Origin of the sequence: Cryobacterium sp. TMN-39-2, assembly GCF_004402745.1 — a bacterium.
GTDB classification, from domain to species: Bacteria; Actinomycetota; Actinomycetes; order Actinomycetales; family Microbacteriaceae; genus Cryobacterium; species Cryobacterium zongtaii.
In genome coordinates, this window is record NZ_SOFX01000031.1 from 22,954 (window position 1) to 45,429 (window position 22,476).

Annotated in this window: 21 protein-coding genes and 2 tRNA genes; 14 read left to right on the top strand and 9 right to left on the bottom strand. The window is 68.1% G+C overall.

Annotated elements, in window-relative coordinates; genetic code table 11:
- Positions 1-5: 5 nt before the first annotated feature.
- Positions 6-1,034, bottom strand: coding sequence for a LacI family DNA-binding transcriptional regulator (locus tag E3O57_RS11220; RefSeq protein ID WP_103478746.1), 1,029 nt, complete (start codon positions 1,032-1,034; stop codon positions 6-8).
- A gap of 261 nt (positions 1,035-1,295) precedes the next feature.
- Between E3O57_RS11220 and E3O57_RS11225 the strand changes: the two genes are divergently transcribed.
- From E3O57_RS11225 to E3O57_RS11235, 3 genes are all read left to right on the top strand, one after another.
- Positions 1,296-2,624: an ABC transporter substrate-binding protein gene (locus tag E3O57_RS11225; RefSeq protein WP_103478747.1), complete on the top strand. Its 1,329-nt coding sequence runs from the start codon at positions 1,296-1,298 to the stop codon at positions 2,622-2,624.
- Positions 2,625-2,705: 81 nt separating this feature from the next.
- On the top strand, positions 2,706-3,758 hold the full coding sequence (locus tag E3O57_RS11230) for a carbohydrate ABC transporter permease (RefSeq protein WP_103430255.1): 1,053 nt from the start codon (positions 2,706-2,708) through the stop codon (positions 3,756-3,758).
- Entirely contained in the window at positions 3,755-4,666 is a 912-nt protein-coding gene (locus tag E3O57_RS11235) for a carbohydrate ABC transporter permease (RefSeq protein ID WP_088454907.1), read from the top strand. Before E3O57_RS11230 ends, E3O57_RS11235 begins: the two co-directional genes overlap by 4 nt.
- A gap of 57 nt (positions 4,667-4,723) precedes the next feature.
- Here the strand turns inward: E3O57_RS11235 and E3O57_RS11240 are convergent, their stop codons facing one another.
- Positions 4,724-5,419 carry an NAD(P)H-binding protein gene (locus E3O57_RS11240; RefSeq protein ID WP_103478748.1) on the bottom strand — a complete coding sequence of 232 codons (696 nt, stop codon included), beginning with the start codon at positions 5,417-5,419 and terminating at the stop codon, positions 4,724-4,726.
- Positions 5,420-5,512: 93 nt separating this feature from the next.
- Between E3O57_RS11240 and E3O57_RS11245 the strand changes: the two genes are divergently transcribed.
- Positions 5,513-6,370, top strand: a complete 858-nt coding sequence (locus E3O57_RS11245; protein ID WP_241990383.1) for a D-alanyl-D-alanine carboxypeptidase family protein — start codon at positions 5,513-5,515, stop codon at positions 6,368-6,370.
- Between the two features lie 212 nt (positions 6,371-6,582).
- Positions 6,583-7,263, top strand: a complete 681-nt coding sequence (locus E3O57_RS11250; protein ID WP_165787868.1) for an amidase domain-containing protein — start codon at positions 6,583-6,585, stop codon at positions 7,261-7,263.
- A 27-nt stretch (positions 7,264-7,290) separates the two neighbouring features.
- Here E3O57_RS11250 and pgm read toward each other — a convergent pair whose 3' ends face one another.
- On the bottom strand, positions 7,291-8,907 hold the full coding sequence (gene pgm / locus E3O57_RS11255) for a phosphoglucomutase (alpha-D-glucose-1,6-bisphosphate-dependent) (protein ID WP_088454911.1): 1,617 nt from the start codon (positions 8,905-8,907) through the stop codon (positions 7,291-7,293).
- A 36-nt stretch (positions 8,908-8,943) separates the two neighbouring features.
- Between pgm and pheA the strand changes: the two genes are divergently transcribed.
- Together pheA and E3O57_RS11265 are read left to right on the top strand one after the other, a co-directional pair.
- On the top strand, positions 8,944-9,888 hold the full coding sequence (gene pheA / locus E3O57_RS11260; protein ID WP_088454912.1) for a prephenate dehydratase: 945 nt from the start codon (positions 8,944-8,946) through the stop codon (positions 9,886-9,888).
- Entirely contained in the window at positions 9,885-10,421 is a 537-nt protein-coding gene (locus E3O57_RS11265) for a hypothetical protein (protein WP_103478750.1), read from the top strand. Before pheA ends, E3O57_RS11265 begins: the two co-directional genes overlap by 4 nt.
- Before the next feature lie 4 nt (positions 10,422-10,425).
- Here E3O57_RS11265 and E3O57_RS11270 read toward each other — a convergent pair whose 3' ends face one another.
- Entirely contained in the window at positions 10,426-11,469 is a 1,044-nt protein-coding gene (locus tag E3O57_RS11270; protein WP_174776337.1) for a diacylglycerol kinase family protein, read from the bottom strand.
- 49 nt (positions 11,470-11,518) lie between these two features.
- Here E3O57_RS11270 and serS point away from each other — a divergent pair, with 49 nt between their 5' ends.
- The 5 genes from serS to E3O57_RS11295 all read left to right on the top strand — a co-directional run bounded on the left by serS (position 11,519) and on the right by E3O57_RS11295 (position 15,333).
- Complete coding sequence (serS, locus tag E3O57_RS11275; protein ID WP_088454914.1) at positions 11,519-12,784, top strand: serine--tRNA ligase; 1,266 nt, start codon at positions 11,519-11,521, stop codon at positions 12,782-12,784.
- Positions 12,781-13,593 carry an HAD family hydrolase gene (locus tag E3O57_RS11280; protein ID WP_088454915.1) on the top strand — a complete coding sequence of 271 codons (813 nt, stop codon included), beginning with the start codon at positions 12,781-12,783 and terminating at the stop codon, positions 13,591-13,593. Before serS ends, E3O57_RS11280 begins: the two co-directional genes overlap by 4 nt.
- A 152-nt stretch (positions 13,594-13,745) precedes the next feature.
- A tRNA-Ser gene (locus E3O57_RS11285) sits at positions 13,746-13,830 on the top strand.
- Positions 13,831-13,872: 42 nt separating this feature from the next.
- On the top strand, positions 13,873-15,150 hold the full coding sequence (locus E3O57_RS11290; protein ID WP_241980016.1) for an LCP family protein: 1,278 nt from the start codon (positions 13,873-13,875) through the stop codon (positions 15,148-15,150).
- Positions 15,151-15,242: 92 nt separating this feature from the next.
- Positions 15,243-15,333 (top strand) — tRNA-Ser (locus E3O57_RS11295).
- Between the two features lie 53 nt (positions 15,334-15,386).
- Here E3O57_RS11295 and E3O57_RS11300 read toward each other — a convergent pair.
- Positions 15,387-16,376, bottom strand: coding sequence for a DUF389 domain-containing protein (locus E3O57_RS11300; RefSeq protein ID WP_088454917.1), 990 nt, complete (start codon positions 16,374-16,376; stop codon positions 15,387-15,389).
- A gap of 53 nt (positions 16,377-16,429) precedes the next feature.
- Here E3O57_RS11300 and E3O57_RS11305 point away from each other — a divergent pair, with 53 nt between their 5' ends.
- Positions 16,430-16,951, top strand: a complete 522-nt coding sequence (locus E3O57_RS11305) for a metallophosphoesterase family protein (RefSeq protein ID WP_088454918.1) — start codon at positions 16,430-16,432, stop codon at positions 16,949-16,951.
- Here the strand turns inward: E3O57_RS11305 and E3O57_RS11310 are convergent.
- The 3 genes from E3O57_RS11310 to E3O57_RS11320 form a co-directional block, all read right to left on the bottom strand.
- Positions 16,938-18,704, bottom strand: a complete 1,767-nt coding sequence (locus tag E3O57_RS11310) for a bifunctional diguanylate cyclase/phosphodiesterase (RefSeq protein ID WP_088454919.1) — start codon at positions 18,702-18,704, stop codon at positions 16,938-16,940. The two genes, E3O57_RS11305 and E3O57_RS11310, sit on opposite strands and share 14 nt — an antisense overlap.
- 87 nt (positions 18,705-18,791) lie before the next feature.
- Positions 18,792-19,289, bottom strand: a complete 498-nt coding sequence (locus tag E3O57_RS11315; protein ID WP_088454920.1) for an FBP domain-containing protein — start codon at positions 19,287-19,289, stop codon at positions 18,792-18,794.
- Between the two features lie 122 nt (positions 19,290-19,411).
- On the bottom strand, positions 19,412-20,266 hold the full coding sequence (locus E3O57_RS11320; protein WP_103478751.1) for an SDR family oxidoreductase: 855 nt from the start codon (positions 20,264-20,266) through the stop codon (positions 19,412-19,414).
- Positions 20,267-20,482: 216 nt separating this feature from the next.
- Here E3O57_RS11320 and E3O57_RS11325 point away from each other — a divergent pair, with 216 nt between their 5' ends.
- Positions 20,483-20,821 carry a helix-turn-helix domain-containing protein gene (locus E3O57_RS11325; RefSeq protein ID WP_241990386.1) on the top strand — a complete coding sequence of 113 codons (339 nt, stop codon included), beginning with the start codon at positions 20,483-20,485 and terminating at the stop codon, positions 20,819-20,821.
- A gap of 20 nt (positions 20,822-20,841) precedes the next feature.
- Here E3O57_RS11325 and E3O57_RS11330 read toward each other — a convergent pair whose 3' ends face one another.
- Positions 20,842-22,431, bottom strand: coding sequence for a carboxylesterase/lipase family protein (locus E3O57_RS11330; protein WP_103478753.1), 1,590 nt, complete (start codon positions 22,429-22,431; stop codon positions 20,842-20,844).
- Between the last annotated feature and the right edge of the window lie 45 nt (positions 22,432-22,476).

A 22,476-nucleotide genomic window follows, 5' to 3' on the forward strand; every position in this document is an offset into this window, starting at 1 on the left:
GCGGCTCAGGCCGAGTCGCGAAGCACCAAGCGCGTCGGCATGAAGTTATGGTGCGGCACGGTCTCGTCGCCGGCGAGCAGGCGCAAGAGCAGGTCCGCCATCGCGAAGCCCATCTCCTTCGATGGCTGGCTCACCGTGGTCAGCGAGATCGGACCGGAGGTGGCGGCCGGGCTGTCGTCGAACGAGACCACCGCGATATCGCCGGGCACCGAGCGGCCCTGTTCGGCCAAGACCCCCATCGTGCCCACGGCCATGAGGTCGCTCGCGACGAACAAGGCATCCACGTGCGGGCTGTGTTCAAGCAGACGGCGAGTTGCCGCGGCGGCGCCCGCGGCCGTGAAGTCGGCGTGCTCCACGGCATCTGACTCGAGCCCGGCGGCCGCGAGTGCGTGCCGGAAGCCATTGAGTCGGTCGATGCCGGCGGGCATGTCGACCGGTCCGGTGATGGTGCCAATGCGGTGCCGGCCGAGGTTGATGAGATGCTGCACGCCGCTGATGGCGCCGGCCACGTTGTCGACGTCCACGAAGTAATTATCCGGGCCGGAGTGGTTCGTGGGTCGGCCACCGAAGACCACGGGCATGGTGGTCTCCAGGTTCGCCACGAAATCATCGCCGGTGTGGTGCGAGATGACGATGGCTCCATCGACGTTACCCGAGCGCAGGTAGCGCATGGTCTTGTGCCGGGGGTCGCTCGACGCGACGAGGAGGTTGAGCGTGTAGTCACTCTCGTCCAGGCGCTGAGTGATGCCCTGCACGACGGCGGCGAAGTACGGGTCGCCGAAGAACTTGGTCATGTCTTCCGGCACGACCAGGGCGACCGACTGGGTGTGGTGGCTGGCCAGTGACCTGGCGGCGCGGTTGGGTACATAGTTGAGTTGTTCGATCGCGGCGTTGACGGAATCGACGACCTCCTGCCTGACCTTGGGGGAGCCGTTGACAACCCGGCTGACCGTTGCTCTGGAGACTCCGGCCGCGGCGGCGACCATCTCGAGGGTCGGCTGGGGCGGACGCGCACTCCGGGTTCCCATTGTCATGGGGTCAGTCTATTTGCGCCCGGGCCATTGGTCCCGCGTGAATCCGGTGCGCCCGTGCCCAGGCCGCCCTTCAGCGCCCCCGTTCGAGGTCACGACGCGCCGTCAAATCACCGGTACGTCGTGGTCGTATTGACAAGCCTGCTTCTCCTGCTCTATGGTGACGGTGATTGATGAGAGCGCTCTCACGTTTGAATGAGAGCGCTCTCATTCCCGCACGTATGTCTTGCAATCGCACAAGCACACGCACACAAAGGAGTGAAAGTGAAGTTCTCACAACGCACCAAGGTTGGCGCCGCAGTAGCCTGCGCCGCATCCTTCGCCCTCATCGCCACAGGCTGTTCGTCGGCGGGCACCGACGGCGTCTCCGGCGGTGACATCGAGCTGACCGTCACCACATTCGGCAGCATGGGTATGGCTGACCTGTACGCCGAGTATGAGGCAGCCAACCCCATCATCACCATCAAGGCGAACAACATCGACACGGGTGGCAACGCTCGCACGGATGCCTTCACCAAAATTGCCGCCGGCAGCGGCCTCTCGGACGTTGTCGCCGTCGAGGAAGGCTGGCTGGGTTCGATCATGGCCGTCTCCGACCAGTTCGTCGACCTGTCGGAATACGGCGCCGACGACATCAAGGACCGCTGGGTTCCGTGGAAGCTCGAACAGGGCACCGACGCTGAAGGACGCATCATCGGTTACGGCACCGACATCGGCCCGGAGGGACTCTGCTACAACAGCGCAGCCTTCGAAGCCGCCGGGCTGCCCACCGACCGTGCCGAAGTAGCCACGCTTCTCGGCGGCGACGACGCAAGCTGGGAAAGCTACTTCGCCCTGGGCAAGAAGTACCAGGAGGCCACCGGCAAGGCGTGGTTCGACCAGTCCGGCTTCATCTGGAACTCCATGGTGAACCAGATGGACGAGGGCTACTACACCGCCGACGGCGAGCTCAACGTTGTTGACAACGCCGAGCTGAAGGCGGCCTGGACGCAGCTGGCCGACGCCAACGCGGCCGGCCTTTCCGGCAAGCAGGCTCAGTGGGACTGGAACAAGGGCTCGTCGTTCACCGACGGAACCTTCGCGACCTTCATGTGCCCGGGCTGGATGCTCGGAGTCGTTCAGGGCCAGGTCGAGACCGCCGGCGGCGACGCCACCGGCGCGACGGCCGGCTGGGACTTCGCCGACGTGTTCCCCGGCGGAGCGACCAACTGGGGCGGAACCTTCCTGACCGTCCCGACGCAGTCCAAGCACCCGCAGGAAGCCGCGGACCTGGCTGCCTGGTTGACCGAGGCCGACCAGCAGGTCGCCGAGTTCAAGGCCGAGGGCCCGTTCCCCAGCGTCACCGCTGCACAGACGGACCCCGCACTGTCTGAGGCAACCGGAGTCTCCGCGTTCTTCAACGACGCGCCGATCGCTGAAATCCTCACCAAGCGTGCCGACGGCGTGAAGGCCCAGTTCAAGGGTCCGGATGACTCCACGATCCAGGAGCAGGTCTTCGGCCCGTCCGCGATCGCGCTCGACCAGGGTGTCGCGGGCGACAAGGCATGGGACGACGCCATGACCCTGTTCGACCAGCTCATCGTCAACAAGTAGTAGCAGCACCAATCCGCTCTTGCCGGGCTTCCGGCGCCGCGACGCGGCACCGGAAGCCCGGCTCGAAGGCAGAAAGTCACCATGACACGCACACTTGAACCAGAGACCAGCGCTCCCGCGCCTCTCAAGCGTCCCGGCCGCGCGAGCGCCCTCACCTACAAGCACCGGCTGAGCCGCCTGGATGTGAAAGTCTCGCCCTACCTGTACGTCGCACCGTTCTTCGTGCTGTTCGGCCTGGTGGGCCTGTTCCCTCTCGTCTACACCTTTGTGGTGTCCCTGAACAACTGGAATCTGCTGAGCGGGCCGGGGGAGTGGGTCGGCTTCGACAACTACGCCGCAGAGCTCAGTGACCCCTTGTTCTGGAATTCACTGTTCAACACCATGAGTATCTTCCTGCTCTCGAGCATTCCGCAGCTCGTGGTGGCCACGGCCATCGCCGCGATCCTCGACCAGAACCTGCGCGCCAAGACCTTCTGGCGCATGAGCATCCTCATCCCCTACGTCGTGACCCCTGTCGCGGTCGCCCTCATCTTCTCCAGCATGTTCAGCGAGCAGAGCGGTCTGGTGAACCACCTGCTCAGCTTCGTCGGCGTGGACCCGATCCTTTGGAAGACCGATGTGTTGCCCAGCCACCTGGCCATCGCCGGCATGGTGAACTGGCGCTGGACCGGCTACAACGCCCTGATCCTGCTCGCCGCCATGCAGTCGGTGCCGCGGGACATCCACGAGTCCGCCGCCCTGGACGGCGCCGGGTTTGTCCGCCGCTTCTTCTCCATCACCCTGCCGAGCATCCGCCCCACCATGATCTTCGTCATCATCACGGCGACCATCGGTGGGCTGCAGATCTTCACCGAGCCGCGCCTGTACGACGCGACCAGCTCCACGGCCGGTGGTGCGCACCGACAGTTCCAGACCACGGTGCTCTACCTGTGGGAGATGGCCTTCCAGCGCCAGAACTTCGGCAAGGCCTCGGCGATCGCCCTGATCCTGTTCGTCATCATCGTGGCGTTCGGCGTGCTCAACTACCTGATCTCGCAACGGATCGCCACGGCAGACAGCCGGTCCGACGCCAAGAACAACAAACGCGCGGTTCGCCGCACGCTCCGAAACGGCGCGAAGGAGCCCCGAGCATGACCGACACCATCGCCCGCCCAGAAACCACCCCGGAGGTACCGGGTCAGACGGTCACCGTCAAGCGGGGCAAGACCAAGCACAAAGGCCTCGGCATCGACCGTCGTCCAGGCTTCCTTACCTACGGCATCCTGATCGCGCTCTTCGCCGGCGGAACCTACCCGCTCTGGTGGTCCGTTGTCGTCGGTGCGAGCCCGTCGTCTGTGCTGTCCCAGGATTGGCCGCCGCTTCTTCCTGGCGGGCAGTTCTGGACCAACGTCGCCGCAGTCTTCGACACCATTCCGTTTTGGCAGGCCCTGCTCAACAGCGTGATCGTGTCGACGATCATCACCGTGTCCGTCGTGTCGTTCTCGACTCTCGCCGGGTACGCGTTCGCCAAGCTCAAGTTCCGTGGCAGCAACGGGCTGATGGTTTTCGTCGTCGCGACGATGGCGATCCCCACCCAGCTGGGCATCATTCCGCTGTTCATCCTGATGCGCGAGTTCGGCTGGACCGGCTCCATCGGCGCGATCATCGTCCCGACCCTGGTGACGGCCTTCGGCGTGTTCTTCATGCGCCAGTACCTCGTCGACGTGATTCCGGACGAGCTCATTGAGGCGGCCCGCGTCGACGGCGCGAACATGATCACCACGTTCTGGAACGTCGCGGTTCCCGCCGCTCGTCCGGCGATGGCGATCCTGTCGCTCTTCACCTTCATGATGGCGTGGACGGACTTTCTCTGGCCGATGATCGTTTCGCCGCAGAACCCGACCCTACAGGTGGCTCTCAGTCAGCTGCAGTCCGCACGATACATCGACTACTCGGTCGTGCTCGCAGGTGCCGTGCTGGCAACACTGCCGCTGCTCGTGCTCTTCGTGCTTGCGGGAAAGCAGCTCATCTCCGGCATTATGGCGGGCGCCGTCAAGGGCTGATCCAGCCGCCTCACGTCGCTCCCCTGAATCGGTCAGGGGAGCGACGTGTGTGGTGTCTCAGGCGAAGACGGCCACGGCCTTCGCCACCGGGGTCGGGCCGGAAATGAGGTGCAGCACCGAGTGGCTGCCTGCTCCGGTGCGGAGCAACTCGGCCAGCACCGCTGCCACATCGGCCCGGGGCACGCTGCCCTGGGTCTCCGGCTGCACGGTTCCGCTCTCGTCGGGTCCCGTGCGCTCAAGCCGAACCGAGCCGATGGGGTCGTGATCGGTCAGGGTGCCCGGCCGCACGATGGTCCAGTCGAGGTCTCTGCCCGCGAGGTCTTCCTCTGCGCCGAGCTTGGCCTGGAGGTAGGCGACGAAGTCGGCGGGGACGCTGTCGGGGGTGGCTCCGTCACGCACCAGATCCGCTCCGGTGGAGGAGATCTGTACGAACCGGCGCACCCCGGCGGATTCGGCGGCATCCGCCAACAACACCGAAGCCCCCAGATCGACCGAGTTCTTACGTGCGTCGCCGCTGCCCGCACCCGCGCCGGCCGCGAAGACCGCGGCGTCGGCGTCGGCCATGACCTCGGCGACGGCGTCGACCGAGCTGTTCTCGAGATCGAGGACAACCGGTTGGGCTCCATCGAGGACGAGGTCTTCCTTTTGCTCAGCGTTCCTGATCAGCCCGATCACAGTGTGTCCGTCGAGGGTCAACTCCCGGGTGAGGGACCGTGCAATTTTTCCGTGTGCTCCTGCTATAACAATTCGCATACGGGGTGAAACAGACTACGGGGCGCTGGAATTCCCCGGCGGCGATGATGCCGATGCCGGGGAGTGGCGTCGGCGCAGGATATGCTCGGCAGCGTGTCAGTTCAATCGCGCCGGGGGGCGTCGCCGCGCGTACGCCGTCGACGCGCACTCGTCGCGGCCGCCGCCGCACTGCTACTGGTCGCCGGTGGTGGAGCCCTCATCCTGGGCCAGCACACCGGCCGCGCCGCATCGAGCGAGACCACGCCGACCACATCCGCATCGCCCGGCCCGTCGGCCAGTACGCCGACCGAACCACCGCGCCCGTCGCCGTCGGCCTCGCCTGACCCGGCTCCGGCACCCACCTTCGACCGCGCTGCCCGGTCGATCGACGACCCGAACAGCATCTGGGTGGTCGTTGACAAGCTCCGCCCGCTCAACCCCACCGACTACGCTCCCGACGACCTCGTCGATGTGCCGATCCCGTTCGCGAACCCCCCGCAGTTGCGGCAGGAGGCCTCCGACGCCGTCGTGGCCCTGTTCTCCGCCTTCACGGCCGAAACCGGCCTGGCCTTGCAATCGCAGAGCGCGTACCGCAGCTTCGACGCGCAGACGCGGGTCTACAACAACGATCTCGCGAACCTCGGTCAGGCCGGTGCCGACTTGAGTACCGCGCGGCCGGGTACGAGTGAACACCAGACCGGTCTCACGATCGACATCAGCGCCCAGCCCGGGCAGTGTTCACTCAACGCGTGCTTCGCCGACACCCCACACGGCCAGTGGCTCGCCGCAAACGCGTGGCGATTCGGCTTCCTGCTGCGCTACCCCGCCGACAAGACCCCGGTGACCGGCTACGAGTTCGAGCCCTGGCACTTCCGGTACATCGGGATCGACCTGGCCACGGAAATGCACGACCAGGGCGTCACCACGCTCGAGGAGTTCTTCGGCCTACCGGCCGCACCGTCCTACGGCTAAAGCCCTCGGCTGAATTCCACTCACACGCCACCCCCACAGCCTCGGGGGTCCCGACGCTCACGGTCCGCGGCTCGAGAACACCCTGCCCGCGATGAGGTCTACTATGCCTGGCACGCTCACAACACCGCCCGAAGATCGGTGGCCGGTCCGGTCCCAGACTCTTCACCAAATAGTGTGGTTGGCTTGAGATCCCCCCCCGAATGGAGGTAGTTGTGGCTGTAGCTCGACCAGCACGGATCGGGGTCATCGCCCTGATCCTCGGCGGACTCGCCGTGGGAACCGTGGCCCTGGCGACGTCCGGCGTGGATCGAACCGGTTCGGCTCAGCGCGGTTCCACTGCGGCGGACGCCGCTGCCACGGTCGAGACCGCGCCGCGCGAGACTCCGGCGATGACGGCCGCGCCCGTCGACGTTGACCCCGCCGTGCAGGCTCAGCTGAGTTACGCGCTGGCGCACTGGAAGGACTACAACACCGACCAGTACGGTGTGGTCACCGGAAACGACTGCGTGAACTTCACCAGTCAGTCCCTGGTGGCCAGGGGCTGGGCCATGGACGAGACCTGGTGGACCAGCGGAACCGGCTCCGACTTCGACTTCTCCTCACCGTGGGTGAGTTCGACCGCGTTCATGAACTACCTCGCGGACTCCGGCCGGGCCACCGCCCTGACCGACGACCAGCGCGATCAGGTGAAGCTCGGTGATGTCGTCCAGTTCGACTGGGACAACACGGGCGACCGTGACCACACCGCCGTCGTCTCCCGCATCGAGGGCACCGGCGACGACATCGTGATCTACTACGCCGGGCACACCGACGACACCGACTACCTCTCGGTGGACTTCGCGATCACCGAGAAGCACCCGGGCGGAACCGCGTACTACTGGAGCATCCCGTAGCCCACCGAGCCCGGTGACCGGTCGAGGCTAGCTGATCGCCGCGTCGACGATGGCCTTGGCCTCGATCTGCACCAGCTTGAGGTGCTCCGGGCCCTTGAACGACTCGGCGTAGATCTTGTAGACGTCTTCGGTGCCGCTGGGGCGGGCGGCGAACCAGGCGTATTCGGTGAAGACCTTCACTCCGCCGATGGCCGCGCCGTTTCCCGGGGCGTTGCTGAGCGCGCCGATGATCTTGTCGCCGGCGAGCTCGGTGGCGGTGATTGCTGCGCCGTCGAGCTTGCCGAGGGCGGTCTTCTGCGCCGGCGTCGCGACGGCGTCGATGCGCTCGTAGGCCGGGGCGCCGAAGTGCTCGGCCAGTTCGGCGTACCGCACGCTGGGCGACTTGCCGGTCACGGCGACGATCTCCGCAGCGAGCAGGGCCAGCAGGATGCCGTCCTTGTCGGTGGTCCAGACCGTGCCGTCGAAGCGCACGAAGCTCGCGCCGGCGCTCTCCTCGCCGCCGAAGGCGACCGAGCCGTCGATCAGGCCGGGCACGAACCACTTGAAGCCCACCGGGACCTCCCACAGCTCACGGCCGAGGAAACCGGCGACGCGGTCGATCATGGTGGAGGAGACCAGGGTCTTGCCGATCGCGGCATCCGCCCGCCAGCCGTCGCGGTGGCTGTAGAGGTATTCGATGGCCACGGCCAGGAAGTGGTTGGGGTTCATCAGGCCGGCGTCCGGCGTGACGATGCCGTGCCGGTCGGCGTCGGCGTCGTTGCCGGTGAGGATGTCGAAGTCGTCCTTGTGCGCCAGCACCGACGCCATCGCCGAGGGGCTGGACGGGTCCATCCGGATCTTGCCGTCCCAGTCCAGGGTCATGAACGCCCAGGTCGGGTCGACCAGCGGGTTGACCACGGTGAGGTTGAGCTCGTAGCGGTCGCGGATGGCGCCCCAGTAGCCGACGCTCGCGCCGCCCAGCGGGTCGGCGCCGATACGGATGCCGCTCTTCTTGATGGCCGCCATGTCGATGATGTTCTCGAGGTCGTCGACGTACTGGCCGCGGAAGTCGTAGGTCTCCACGGCGCTGGGCTCGGCCATGAGCACGGCGCGCATCTCGTCGGCGATGATCTCGTTGGCGCGATTGGCGATCCAGGAGGTGGCGTCGCTGTCGGCCGGTCCGCCGTGCGGCGGGTTGTACTTGAAGCCGCCGTCCATGGGCGGGTTGTGGCTCGGGGTGACGACGATGCCGTCGGCCTGGTCGTCGTGTCCGGCCCGGTTGTAGGCGAGGATCGCGTGCGACAGTGCCGGGGTGGGCACGAAGTCGTCGAACTCGTCGACCAGCACCCGCACGCCGTTGCCCACCAGCACCTCGAGGGCCGTGGTGGTGGCCGGGGCGCTGAGGGCGTGGGTGTCGGCGCCGATGAACAGCGGGCCGGTGATGCCCTGGGCGGCGCGGTACTCCACGATCGCCTGCGTTGTGGCGAGGATGTGGTTCTCGTTGAACGCGGTGTTCAGCGAACTGCCGCGGTGCCCGGAAGTGCCGAAGACAACCCGCTGGGCGGGCACCGACACATCCGGCTTGAGGTCGTAATACGCCCTGATGAGGGCCTCAACGTCGATCAGATCGGATTTCTGGGCCGGGGTGCCTGCGCGTGCGTTCATAGTGCCCAGTCTTGCACTCCAACTAGGCTGTGAGCCATGCCAGAGACTCCCGATGTGCACTACAGCTTCCTGGGGCCGGCGGGAACCTTCACCGAGGCCGCCCTCGCCCAGGTTCCCCAGGCCAGGGGCTTGCCGTGGCGCGCGGTCAACAACGTGGGGGAGGCCTTCGCCGACGTCGTGAGCGGGCGCAGCGTCGCCGCCATGATCGCTATCGAGAATTCGGTCGACGGCGGGGTGAGCGCCACCCAGGACGCCCTGGCCAGCGTGCCGAACCTGCGGATCATCGGCGAATACCTGGTACCGGTCAACTTTGTGCTCGTCGCCAGGCCCGGAACCGCCCTCGAGGACGTCAAGATCGTCAACGCGCATCCGGTGGCCTACGCGCAGTGCCGCAGCTGGCTCGAAACGACACTGCCCAGGCACGGGCACATCCCCTCGTCGAGCAATGTCTCCGCCGCCGCCGCCCTGTTCGAGCCGGGACCAGCGGATGCCGCCGTCGCGCCGCCCGGTATCGAAAAGCACCATGACCTGGTGGTGCTCGCCCGCAACATCGGTGACAACCCCAACGCCGTCACCCGGTTCGTGCTCGTCGGACGCACCACCGTGATCCCGGAGCCGACCGGCGCCGACAAGACCAGCGTGATCGTGGAGCTCCCGGAGGACCGGGCCGGCGCCCTGCTGGAGATGCTCGAGCAGTTCGCCACCCGCGGCGTCAACCTCAGCCTGATCCAGTCCCGGCCGATCGGTGACTCCCTCGGCCGGTACCGGTTCGTCATTGACGCCGACGGGCACATCCTCGACGAACGGGTGGCGGACGCCCTGCTGGGGTTGCGCCGGTTCAGCCCCAAGGTGATCTTCCTCGGTTCGTATCCGCGAGCCGACAAAGCGGCCAATGTGTTCACCGACCGGTACGACGACGGTGTTTTCATCGAAGCCAGGGACTGGCTGCGCGGTCTGGTCTCGGGGGAGCCGACAGCGTGACCGAGCCTGGGGGGCCCGAACGGCCGGCGTTCGACCCGCGGCACGACGCCAGGTTTCAACGCGGCTACCAGCCCGGTGATCCACCCCGGCCCGCCGCTCGCCCCGGGCTGATCGGCGCGTCGCCGGCGAAACCTGCCGCCGCGGTCGGCGGAGCCGCGGCGCCGTTCGAGGACCTCGTCGTCGGCACCGACGGTGCATTCGACGATCTCGACGCCCTGGCCTTCGACGGCGACACCTTCCAGGACGAGCTGGAGCCCTCGAGGTGGAACCCGTACATCGCGCTGCTCTGGGTGGTGGCCCTCGCGCTTCCGGCGGGTGGCATGGTGTTGCAGTGGCAGGCCGTGAGCGGAATGTTCGGGAACAATTCGTATACGGGAAACGGGGAACCGCCGGTCGCGTTCGTCCTCCAACAGTTCAGCTACCTGGTCGCGCCACCCCTGATCTCGAGCGGGATCGTGATTCTCGGTGGCCTGCTGTTCTGGCACGCCTGGGGCTGGCGGGCTCGCCGGCGCCGAAGCGCCCAGGGCCTCTGACGGCTCACCGGACTCCCGCGGATCCGTCCGTCGGCATCGGCCAGCCGGCCGGTACCCGCACCAGCAGGGCACCGGCATCCGCCCGGAGGAACACGCTTGTCACCAGCCCGAATTCGTCGCCGTCCAGCTCGAATTGCTGCGGGTGGTCCGGCACGATCCGGATGTCGGTGCCGACCAGCGTCGTCATCGCACGTTCGCTGTCGGTATCGGTGAGCTCGATGATCCGCCGGCCCACGGCGGAGCGCCGCAGCACCCCGTTCTGCCAGGTCACCCGTCGCCAGATCATGAGCCAGCCGAGCACACCCTTGGGCTGCAACACGGCGATGTCCAGGACGCCGTCGTCGAGGAGGGCGTCGGGCAGGAACTGGATGTTTCCGGGCAGCACCCCGCAGTTGGCGATCAGGATGGTGCTCACCAGCGCCTGGTGCTCGCTGCGGGTGCCCAGGCTGTAGCGGATGCGGAACGGTTCGGCCTTGGGGATGGCGCGCATCCCCGCATCCACATAGGCCAGCCAACCCACCTGCTTCTTCAGGTCCGGGCGCGTCTCGGCGATCATCTGGGCGTCGAGGCCGAGCCCGGCCATCACCAGGAAGACCTGGTCGTTGATGCTGTTGTCGGCGTAGGTGACCGAGGCCACGCCGAGGTCGATGGCCTTGTCGGCCCCGCCGAAGGCGATGCTGATGGCGTCGTCGAGGCTGTTCAGGGGCAGCTGCAGATTGCGGGCCAGCAGGTTGCCGGTGCCCACCGGCAGGATGCCCAGGCTCACCTCCGACCCACGCAGCGCTTCGGCCACCGCCCGCACGGTGCCGTCGCCACCCGCAGCGAGCACCATGGTCACACCCTGGCGCAGCGCCTGCCGGGTGACCCGCTGGCCGGGGTCGGCCACGGAGGTCGCCAACCAGAGCGGTTCGGCCCAGCCCGCCGCGGCGGCCGCGGTGTTCACGCCGAGGCGAAGCCTGTCGACATCCGTCTTCACGGGGTTGTAGACCACCGCGGCACGGCGCAAACTCGAGGGGATGTCGCTGGGTCCGGAACTGGAGGCTGGCACCCGCTCAGGCTAGCAAGGGGGCAACGGCTGGCGCTTGTAGACTGACCGAGTGATTGATCCGGTGCTGCTACGCGAAAATCCCGACCTCGTCAAGCGATCGCAGGAGGCGCGGGGCGACTCTGTCGAGGCCGTCGACGCCGCGCTCGCCGCGGACGCCGACCGGCGATCCTCGATCACCACCTTCGAGGCGCTGCGTGCCTCGCAGAACGCCTTCGGCAAGACCGTGGCACAGGCGCCGCCCGCCGAGAAGAAGGCCCTGGTCGCCCAGGCGCAGAGCCTGGCCGCGGAGGTCAAGGCGGCCGGAGTGACCGCCGCGGAGGCCGAGGCGCGTTTCACGAGCGTGATGCGCACCATCGCCAACCCGATCATCGACGGCGTGCCCGCCGGCGGCGAAGACAACTTCGCCACCCTGCGCACCCACGGCGAGATCCCCACCTTCGACTTCGAGGCCCGCGACCACCTCGAACTGGGCGAGATGCTCGGCGCCATCGACATGGCCCGCGGCGCCAAGGTCTCCGGTGCCCGGTTCTACTTCCTGCGTGGCATCGGCGCCCGGCTCGAGATCGCGTTGATGAACATGGCGTTGGACCATGCTCTCGCGGCCGATTTCATCCCGATGATCACGCCCACCCTGGTGCGCCCGGAGATCATGGACGGCACCGGGTTCCTCGGCGAGCACGCCGACGAGATCTACCACCTGCCCGCCGACGATCTCTACCTCACCGGCACCAGCGAGGTTGCCCTCGCGGGCTACCACAGCGACGAGATCCTCGACCTGTCCGACGGTCCGCTGCGCTACGCCGGCTGGTCCACCTGCTACCGCCGCGAGGCCGGGTCGGGCGGCAAGGACACCCGCGGCATCATCCGGGTGCACCAGTTCAACAAGCTCGAGATGTTCACCTACGTGCTGCCCGAAAATGCCGAGGCCGAGCACAACCGCCTCGTCGCCCTGCAGGAGGGCATGCTGCAGGCCCTCGGCCTGAGCTACCGGGTGATCGACGTCGCCGCAGGCGACCTGGGTTCCAGCGCCGCCCGTAAGTACGACATCGAGGCCTGGGTGCCCACCCAGGGTGCCTACCGGGAGCTCACCAGCACCAGCAACTGCACGACCTTCCAGGCCCGGCGCCTCGACATCCGTTACCGCACCGAGTCGGGCAAGACCGCCCCGGTCGCCACCCTCAACGGCACCCTCGCCACGACCCGGTGGATCGTCGCCATCCTGGAAACGCACCAGCAGGCCGACGGTTCGGTTCTCGTGCCGGAAGCACTGCGCCCCTACCTCGGCGGGCTCGACGTCCTCACACCCATCCGATGAGCCCCACCACCGACGCGCCCTGGCTGGTCGCCCTCGACATCGACGGCACCACCCTGCACGAGGACGGCACCATCAGCGAGGCCGTGATCCGCCAGGTGCGCCGGGTGCACCAGGCGGGCCACGAGATCATGCTGGCAACCGGCAGAAGCGCCGCCGCCACCCTCCCGGTGCTCGAGCGTCTCGGGATCACGCCGCAATTCGTGGTCTGCTCCAACGGCGCCATCACGCTGCACCGAGACGCGGATGCCCCGACCGGGTACCGCCGCGAATGGGTCGAAACCTTCGACCCCAGCGACGTGCTGCTCTCCATCCGCTCGCACCTCACGGATGCCCGGTACGCGGTGGAGGACGAGCACGGCTTCTACCGGTACACGGAGGTGTTCCCCGACGCCACGATCGGCATCGACAGTGAGCACGTCGCCTTCGACGAGCTGCTGCGCCACGACGCCACCCGCGTCGTCGTCGTCTCGCCGGACCACGACATGGAGGACTTCCTCGCGGTGGTCGAGCAGATGGGTCTGAACCGGGTGAGCTACGCGATCGGCTGGACCGCCTGGCTCGATATCGCCCCCGACGGTGTGAACAAGGCCACCGCCATGGAGCGGGTGCGTGCCGAGTGCGGCATCCCACGCAGCCGGGTGATGGCCGTCGGCGACGGGCGCAACGACATCGACATGCTGCTCTGGGCCGGCGCGGAGGGCCGCGGTGTGGCCATGGGCCAGTCCCCGGACGACGTCCTCGAGGCCGCCAGCGAGCTCACCGTGAGCGTGCAGGACGATGGCCTGGCCGTGGTCCTGAGCAGCCTCTAGCACTCCAGTACACACGGTAATTCGCGGGGGTCGGCCGCCGTGCAGGGCGTTGCCAGTTTCGCGTGTCAGGCTACTTATTCCGTGATCGGCTAAGATCGGGCGAAGTTCGATGTTGGATCCGGCCCGTCACGGGGCGGTCCCGCGTTGAATCGGGAGGGCTGTCCGAGCGGCCGATGGAGCCAGTCTTGAAAACTGGTGGGCAGAAATGTCTCGTGGGTTCGAATCCCACGCCCTCCGCGCCGCGAGGCGCTGCACCTGCATAACGACGAAAGGATCTGCGTGAGCGACCAATTGCGCCCCCGCTCGAAACGATCGAAGCAGACCAGCCCGATCGCCCGGCACGGCAGGCTCAAGCGGTCCAACGCATTCGCCAACATCGCCAAGGTGCTCGCCGCCGCCCTCGCCGTGGTCATGGTCAGCGGTGTCTCGGTCGCGGCCCTCGCCACCCTCAACGTGGCCACCAGCGTCAAGGAACCCATCCGCCTGGACAGCGAGACCGCGGGTCCGATCCCGCAGATCAGCTCCATCGACGGCGGGGCCAACCTGCTCCTCGTCGGCAGCGACAGCCGTGTCGGCCAGGGCGGCGGCTACGGCGATCCCGAAGAAGAGACCGCGGTCCTCAACGACGTCACCATGCTGCTGCACATCGCCGAAGACCACAGCAGTGCCACCGTGGTCAGCTTCCCCAGGGACACCTACGTGCCCATCCCGGAGTGCACCGGCCCCGACGGGGAAACCTACTCGGCCATGAGCAGCCAGAAGATCAATAGCACCCTCAGCTACGGCGGGCTCAACTGCACGGTGTCGACGGTCGAGGAACTCACCGGCCTGCCGATCCAGTACGCCGCCGTCGTACAGTTCAACGGCGTGGCGGCCATGTCAGAGGCCGTCGGCGGGGTGCCCGTCTGTATCGCGGAGCCCATCGTCGACGAACACACCGACCTGGACCTCGCGGCCGGCGAGCACGAGCTCAAGGGCCTGGAGGCACTGCAGTTCCTGCGCACCCGTTACGGCGTCGGCGACGGCAGCGACCTCGGTCGTATCAGCAACCAGCAGGTTTTCCTGTCCTCGCTCGTGCGCACCCTCAAGAGCGCCGAGACGCTGAGCGACCCGATCAAGCTGTACTCGATCGCCAAGGCCGCCGTGGACAATATGGAGCTGTCGACCTCGCTGCAGAGCATGGACACGATGGTCTCCATCGCGATGGCGCTCAAGGACATTCCGCTGGAGAAGGTCGTGTTCGTGCAGTACCCGGTCTACAACGTCGACGGGGGCGTCGAACCCGACGAGTCCGCCGCCGACGATCTGATGGCGTCCATCCTCGCCGACGCCTCGCCGACCCTGGCACCCGGTGAAGCCGACTTCCGCTCCGTGGCAGACCCTGCCGCCGCCGCGACCGAAGCGCCCGTTGAGCCGGTTGACCCTGCCGTGCCCGCGCCGACCGATCCCGCCGCGACCGATCCGGCCACCACCGAAGAGGCGCTGCCGAGCAATGTTTACGGGCAGGACGCGTCCCAGTACACCTGCTCGGCCGGGCGCACTCTGGCCGACCAGTAGCACCGTCGGCACCCGCCCGTGGGGATGGTGTTCAAACTGACGTCGTGGTGCGGTTAGTATGGTGGATGTGTGTTTGCGCAAGCAGGCATCCGGGAGACGTCGCATAGCCCGGCTTAGTGCACCACCCTGCTAAGGTGGAGTGCCCTTCACAGGGCACCGAGGGTTCAAATCCCTCCGTCTCCGCTCTTTGAAAAGCCCGCCAGACCCCCGGTCAGGCGGGCTTTTCTGCGTTCCGCTCAGGGAACTGTAGAGAGCTTCACGATGGTGGCCGGGGTCAGATCGACGGTCACCCTCTCGGGATGGATCCCCGCCGCCGCGAGGGCGGCCTGCAGCGCGGCGGTGTCGGGCACCGGCGGTGCGCCCACCACCCGCAGGGTCACCTCGGCGCCTCGGGTGGAGACGCCGGTGACCGTCCAACCGACGCCTGCGGCCCACTTCTCGCCCACGGTCTGCACGGTACCCTCCACGTTGCTGCGGGCCGTGACCTCGACGCTGGTGAGAGTGAGGGGGATGCCGATCAACAGCAGCATCACGGCGAGCACGGCCACCGGGCGCAGCAGGCCGGGCGCCCCGGTGTCGCCGGGTGCTTTCCGGCGAGTGAGCCGGCTCACCCCGTAGACCGACATCACCACGATGCCGGTGCCGAGGATGGCGACGACGTTGGTGACGAAGAGCAGCAGCGCCCCCAGGAACTGGGGGACGGAGCCCGACTCGAGGACCAGGCCGGCCACGGTCAGCGGCGGGACCAGGGAAATGGCTATCGCGACGCCGGGCAGCGTATCGGAGATGTCCCGGCGCACCAGCGCCACCGAGCCGACGACGCCGGTGCCGAGGGCGGCCAGCAGATCGATCAGACGGGGATTCACCCTGGCCGAGACCTGGGCATTCGTGCTGGCGAGCACGTCGGTCTGCACGAGGAGGCCGACCGCGAAGCCGATCACCACGGCGGCGGCGGCGCCGCCCAGCACCAACACCAGGGAGCGGATGAGGTTCGTCCTGTCGCCGAGCACCGTCGCGAGCATCGTGCCGAGGATGGGCGTCATCAGCGGAGCGACGATCATCGCGCCGATCACCGTGGCGGTGGAATCGCCCACGATGCCCGCCGAGGCGATGATCGATGCGAGCACCAGCAGCATCCAGAATCTGGAGTACCGCGCGCTGGACGCCGGCCCGTCGAAGAAGACGGAGTCGCGCATGCTCTCGGTGGTGTTGAATCGGTCGGCCACGCTGCGAACCTAGCCCTCGTGCGAACCCGACGGTAGGCGGGGCAGAATGGGGCATGGCCACCAGACTTCTGCTGATCTCCGATACGCACGTTCCCCAGCGGGCCCGGCGGCTGCCCGAGCAGGTCTGGCGGGCTGTCGACGAGGCCGACCTCGTGCTGCACGCCGGGGACTGGGTCGACCTCAGCCTGTACGAGGAGCTGACCCGCCGGGCACCGGCGCTGTTGGGCGTGTTCGGCAACAACGACGGCGCCGACCTGCGCCGTGTGCTGCCGGAGATCGCCCGGGACACCATCGAGGGCGTCCGCTTTGCGATGATCCACGAAACCGGTGCCGCCACAGGGCGCCAGAAGCGCATGGACGAGGCCTTTCCGGACACCGATGTGCTCGTCTTCGGGCACAGCCACATCCCCTGGGACAGCGTGTCGCCCCGGGGTCTGCGGCTGCTGAACCCGGGGTCGCCGACTGACCGCCGGAGGCAACCGGCACACACCTACCTGACGGCTGTTGCCGACAACGGGCAGCTCACCGACGTCACCCTCGTGCCGGTTCTGCCGGACGAGGTCAGGCGCGGGTAACGGGCTGGACGAGGAACCTGGCCACGAACTCGTCGGCGGCCACGGGCCGCGAATACAGGTAGCCCTGCGCGAGCAGGCAACCGCGCTCCCGCAGCCACTCAGCTTGCGTCTCGGTTTCGACACCCTCGGCGATCACCTGCAGTCCGAGGGTCGCCGCCAGTTTTATCGTCAGTTCCGCGACGGGGGATTCCCGTTCGGTCTCGATCACGGCCACGAAGGACTGGTCGATCTTGATCACGTCGAGTTCGATCTCGGTGAGCCTGGACAGGCTGGAGTGGCCGGTGCCGAAATCGTCCATCGAAATGATTACTCCGGCGCCGCGCAGCACCCGGATGTTGTCGCGAACGGCCGCGGCATCGCTGCCGAAGTGGGTCTCGGTCACCTCGATGTGCACCAGGGCGGCCGGCAGACCCACATTGGCGCACTCGGTGAGAACAAACTCTCCGTAGCCGGCCGAGGTCAGTTCGCGCGCCGAGGCGTTGATCGCCACGCTCACCGGGTCGTCCTCCCCACGCAGCCGGCGCCAGCGTGCTGCCTCCGCGACCGACTCGCGGACGACCCACTCCCCGAGGACCACGATGGACCCGCTCGCCTCGCAGAGCGGGATGAACTCGGCGGGGGGCACCAGCCCCCTGGTGGGGTGTTGCCAACGCACCAGGGCCTCTGCGCCGATTGCGGCGCCGGTGGCCAGGTCGACCACGGCCTGGAAGCGCAGAAAGAACTCGCCGTTCCGCAGGCCGTCCAGCACGGCTGCCGGGGAGGCGTAGTAGCCGCCGTGGATGATCATCTTGCCGTGGCCTCCCACGCGCTGGGCCTCGAAGAGCGCCTTGCCGGCCCGGCCGAAGAGCTCGCTCTCGGACTCGCTGCCCTCCCTGGCTGAGATGCCGGCTGAGAACTTGGCCACCTGGACTTGCACCCGCACCATCAGGTCGCAGGCGTCGCCGGCGGTGAACCCGGGCAGCAGGATCGCAAACGCATCGCCCTCCACGCGGCCCATGGTCGCCGCACTCGGGAGAGCCTTGACCACATCGGCGACGAACTTCATGATGGCCAGGTCGCCGCCCTCCCGGCCACGTCGCCTGTTCACCAGGGCGAATTCGTTGATATCCAGTCGCACCAGGGAGAGCGGCTCGGTGGGAGCGGCGTCCCGCATGGCGGCGCTGAGCACCTGTTCGAATCCGGCGAAATTGTGGATGCCGGTGAGCTCATCTGTCTCCGCGAGGAGGGCGCTGCGGGCGAACCAGGTGAGCCCCAGGCCGGTCGCCAGCATGAGGAGCGACGACATGGCGACATCCGCCGGGTCGGCGCCAGGTTGCACCGCAAGCACGATGAGCGACAGGGGGATGAAGACCGCCGGATAGATCAGGGATTGCGCGGCGGGGAGCACCGCGAATGCGACCAACGCCAGCATGCTGGGGGTCCAGGCGAAGGTGAGGGTGACCGGCTCGGCGCCGGTGGCCGCCTGGCAGAGCAGGTCCATGACGCCTATCCAGCACAAGGCGAGATGGCGCAGCGGCACCCGCATCCTGGTGCGGAACCCGGCGGAGAGCGCTCCCGTGACGATGAGGACTGCTCCGACGCACAGGAGCACGAGCATCGGTTCATCGTTCTGCACCCACTTGTACCAGGCGTACAGGAGCAGGGGCAGGCCGAAGCCGGCCTGAGCCACGCCGAGCAGGAGGCCCGCCGACTCGTTGGCGTTGAAGAGCCCGGGGCGGTAGCCCGCGGCCAGACGTTGCGCAGAGCGCGCCATTCACCCACCCCCTGCCCCACAGTTGTCGGCGTCATCGCCGGGTTGTGTACAATCTACCCCGCCGCCCCCCGAAGACGTGACACGCGACTACTCCGCCGGTTTGAGGACCTCGTTCGTGAACCCCTCGAGACGGGCCAGCAACCCGGCACCCCTGGAGGTGATCATCTCGGCGGGGTTGGGTTGCATTTGCGACGGTGGCGGCAGGATGCGGATGAGCGTGGAGCAGGCCAGGTCGGAGCAGATGTAGGTTCCGACGGTGTTGCCGTCCCGACCGGCCTGGCCGGCCTTGGGCACGCTGAACAGGCTCACCTGGTGCGCCGGCTGCTGCGTGCGGCACAGCGAACAGAACGCAGACATCGACCGACCGGGCCCCCGCGCCGCGGCCCGCAGCATCATGCCCAATGGAGCATCGCCCCGCCAGAACACAATGTAGCCGCGGTGTGCGGCCTGCGGGTCACGCCAACCCAGGTACTCACGTTCGTCCCAGATGGTTTCGTGCAGCCCGGGGAGCGGCATCCGGGCGATCTCGTCGGTGGTGGCGTTCACGATGGAATCCCGGATCTCGGTAGCAGAAAGCGGTTTCATGATCTCCCTCCGATAATCCGTACAGCGTAGTCGAGGCCTCCGGCGGGCTCAATGGCTCCGCCCCCGGCGCAGGGTGCGCCGGGGACGGAGGCTCAGAGCGGCGGCAACACCGCCGCAGGGGGTTACGCGACCGCGCGCAGACCGTCCAGCAACGGAGTGGTGGGGTGGCCGATCAGGGTGGCCAGGTCGCTCGACCCGCCGGCCAGTAGGCCGTCGCGGGTGTTGCCGTCCAGGGCCACCACAAAGCCGACGGTGCCGCCGTCCAGGCCGGCGCCGGTGAGGATGGCCGTGTGCTCCTCTGGGGAGACCGGGGTGAAGACGACAGGGCGGCCGACGACCTCGGTGAGGGCGGCAGCCATGTCGGTGCCGGTCCAGGCGATGTCTCCGGCGAGCTCATAGACGGCGTTCTCGTGGCCGGGGGTGGTGAGCACCACGGCTGCGGCTTCGGCGTAGTCGCTGCGCGAGGCGCTGGCCACCCGGCCCGCACCGGTGCTGGTGAGGTAGACGCCCGTCTCCCGGGCCTGCTGCACGGCGGCCGCGTAGTTCTCGGTGTACCAACCGTTGCGGAGGATCGTGAACGGAACGCCGGATGCCAGCAGGGCCTCCTCGGTGGCCTTGTGCTCGGGGGCGAGGATCAGGGCCGAGGTGTCGGCCTTCGGGGCGCTCGTGTACACGATGCGGCCCACTCCGGCGGCGACCGCGGCGGTGATGGCGTTGCTGTGCTGCGCGACACGCTGCCCCACCTCGCTGCCGGAGACGAGCATCAGCACGTCGGCGCCGGTGAACGCGGCGGCCAGGCTGGCCGGCTCGGCGTAGTCGATGACCGCCGTGGCCACGCCCATCCCGGCCAGGTCGGCCAGACGCGCTGTGTTCCGGCCGACGGCGGTGATCTCGGCCGGGGTGACGCCGCGGTTGATGAGGTGCTCGACGATGAGGTGCCCGAGCTGGCCGGTGGCTCCGGTGACGACGATAGACATTGGATGTTCCCTTCGCGACCCGCAAGATGCGTGCCTTCTGGTCGGTGCAACCCGCCGGCCCGCCCAATACTTCCCAACCGCAGGTACCCACCTTTAGGTAAGCTGGTTTCTATGACCGCTGCACTGTCCACCCCGGCCGCCCCGTCCACCGCCGACGCAGTCGTGCGGGAGCGCCTTGCCCAGCTGGTCGGCGATCCGGCACCGGCCGGGGCCAGGATGCCGGCGGCGAACGTTTTCGCGGCCGGCTGCGCCAGCCGGGTGGTGCTGGACCACGTCACCAGCAAGTGGGGCGTGCTTGTGATCGTGGCGCTCACCGAGACCAGCCTGCGCTGGGGCGAACTGCGCCGCGGTATCGAGGGCATCAGCGAGAAGATGCTCGCGCAGACCCTGCGCACCCTCGAGGCCGACGGTCTCGTGCACCGCGACGCGCAGCCCACCATCCCGCCCCGGGTGGACTACAGCCTCACCGACCGTGGCCACGAGCTCGCCGCTCATCTCCTGCCGCTGGTGCGCTGGGTGGGCGTGAACGCCGGCGACATCGCGGGCGGTCGCTGAGCCGGCGGGGTCGGCGGCGGCTACAGGTTGGGCAGGAACTGCAGCCAGGCCATCCGGCGCTCGCCGCGGGGGTCGGATTCCACCCGGTCCTCCTCGTCGAAAATGAGGGTCAGGCGATCGCCCTCGGTGTAGACCGGCCAGCCCGGCCCGGTGAGGCCGGTGGCCGCAAAATGCAGCCAGTGCTCGCGCATCCGGTCGCCGGTGCGCAGAAAACTCGCCCGGCCGCCCAGGGCCGTGAGTTTGCGCAGCTGACTGTCGGTGGCCGACGTGGAGAGGGCGAGCAGTTCGAGTCCGTGCGTGGCGTCGAAGCCGAGGAGGCGTAACAGCCGGGGAGCCAGGTCGAAGCGGTAGAGGTAAACCGGTGCCGACCGGGAGTGCAGCTCGGCAACCTGCACGCTGGGAAACCAGAACGCATAGTCGCCGCTGAAGTCCACTTCGGCGCGCAGGGCAGGCAGGGCGGAATACACCGCCCGCATGTCCTGATGGGAGCCGGGCGGGGCCTCGTCGAAGAGCGACTGGATGCGCTGGATCGACCGCGGCAAGATGTCGATCCGGCCGCGGAACATCGAGCCCTCCCTGTCGTTGGTGCCGATGATCAGCGGCACCGGATGAGCGTGCCCCTGGCGGAAAGCGTCGAGGGGGCGTTCGGGCAAAAAGCTCCCGTCGACGACGGGGGCCATGCAGAAGGTGCCCGGGTCGACATCCGGGGTGCGTCGTTGCAGCACGAGGGCGGCACGGACCAGGGCGGGCCACGTGGCGGTGTCCAGCAATTCGGCGGCGGGCCGCCGGCCGCCGGCCAGCTCCGGCGCGCGGCCCTGCCGCAGCACCTCGATGAACTCGGAGGCCCAGCGGCCGGCCAACGCGGGGGAGTACGCCGCGTTCGACGGCGGGCTCTGGGCGATCGCCCTGGCGAACAGTCCACGGGCTGCGGGCGTCGCGAGCAGCGTCACCACGGCATTGCCGCCGGCAGACTCGCCGATCACGGTGACGTTGTGCGGGTCGCCGCCGAACGACCGGATGTTGTCCCGCACCCATTCCAGGGCGGCCACCTGGTCCCGCAGCCCGAGATTGCTCTCAAAGGGACGGTTGGGGGTGCTGAACCGACTGAAGTCGAGGTAGCCGAGGGCGCCCAGCCGGTAGTTGAGGGCGACGTAGACGGTGCGGCCGCTCCGCACGATGGTCTGGCTGCGTTCCGTGAAGTCTTGTGAGGAACCGGAGGCGTAGCCGCCGCCGTGGATGAAGACCATCACCGGCAGATCGGCCTCGTCCGGCCGGTCGGCGGGCCGCTGCACGTTCAGGCTGAGACAGTCCTCGCCCATGCGGGTGCGGCGGCTGACGCCCTTGAACTGGGTGCCCCGGTCTTGCGGGGCGACGGGGCCGTAGCTGCCGGCGTCGCGGACGCCCGCCCACGGGATCACCCGCTGGGGTGCGCGGAACCGCAGCGGCCCGACCGGCGGGGCCGCGTAGGGGATTCCGCGCCAGGTCTGCACCCCCGCGACGGGGAGGCTGCCCCGAACCAGGCCGCCGGCGACGAGAACCTCCAGGGGCCAGGGCCGGAATGCGGACGGTGACTGGTGCGCCGGGGCGTTGTCCGGCAGAGGGCGGAGCATCGTGTGTCCCTCCTGCCCCGGTTCGCGTGCTCGGGGCCTGTCGTG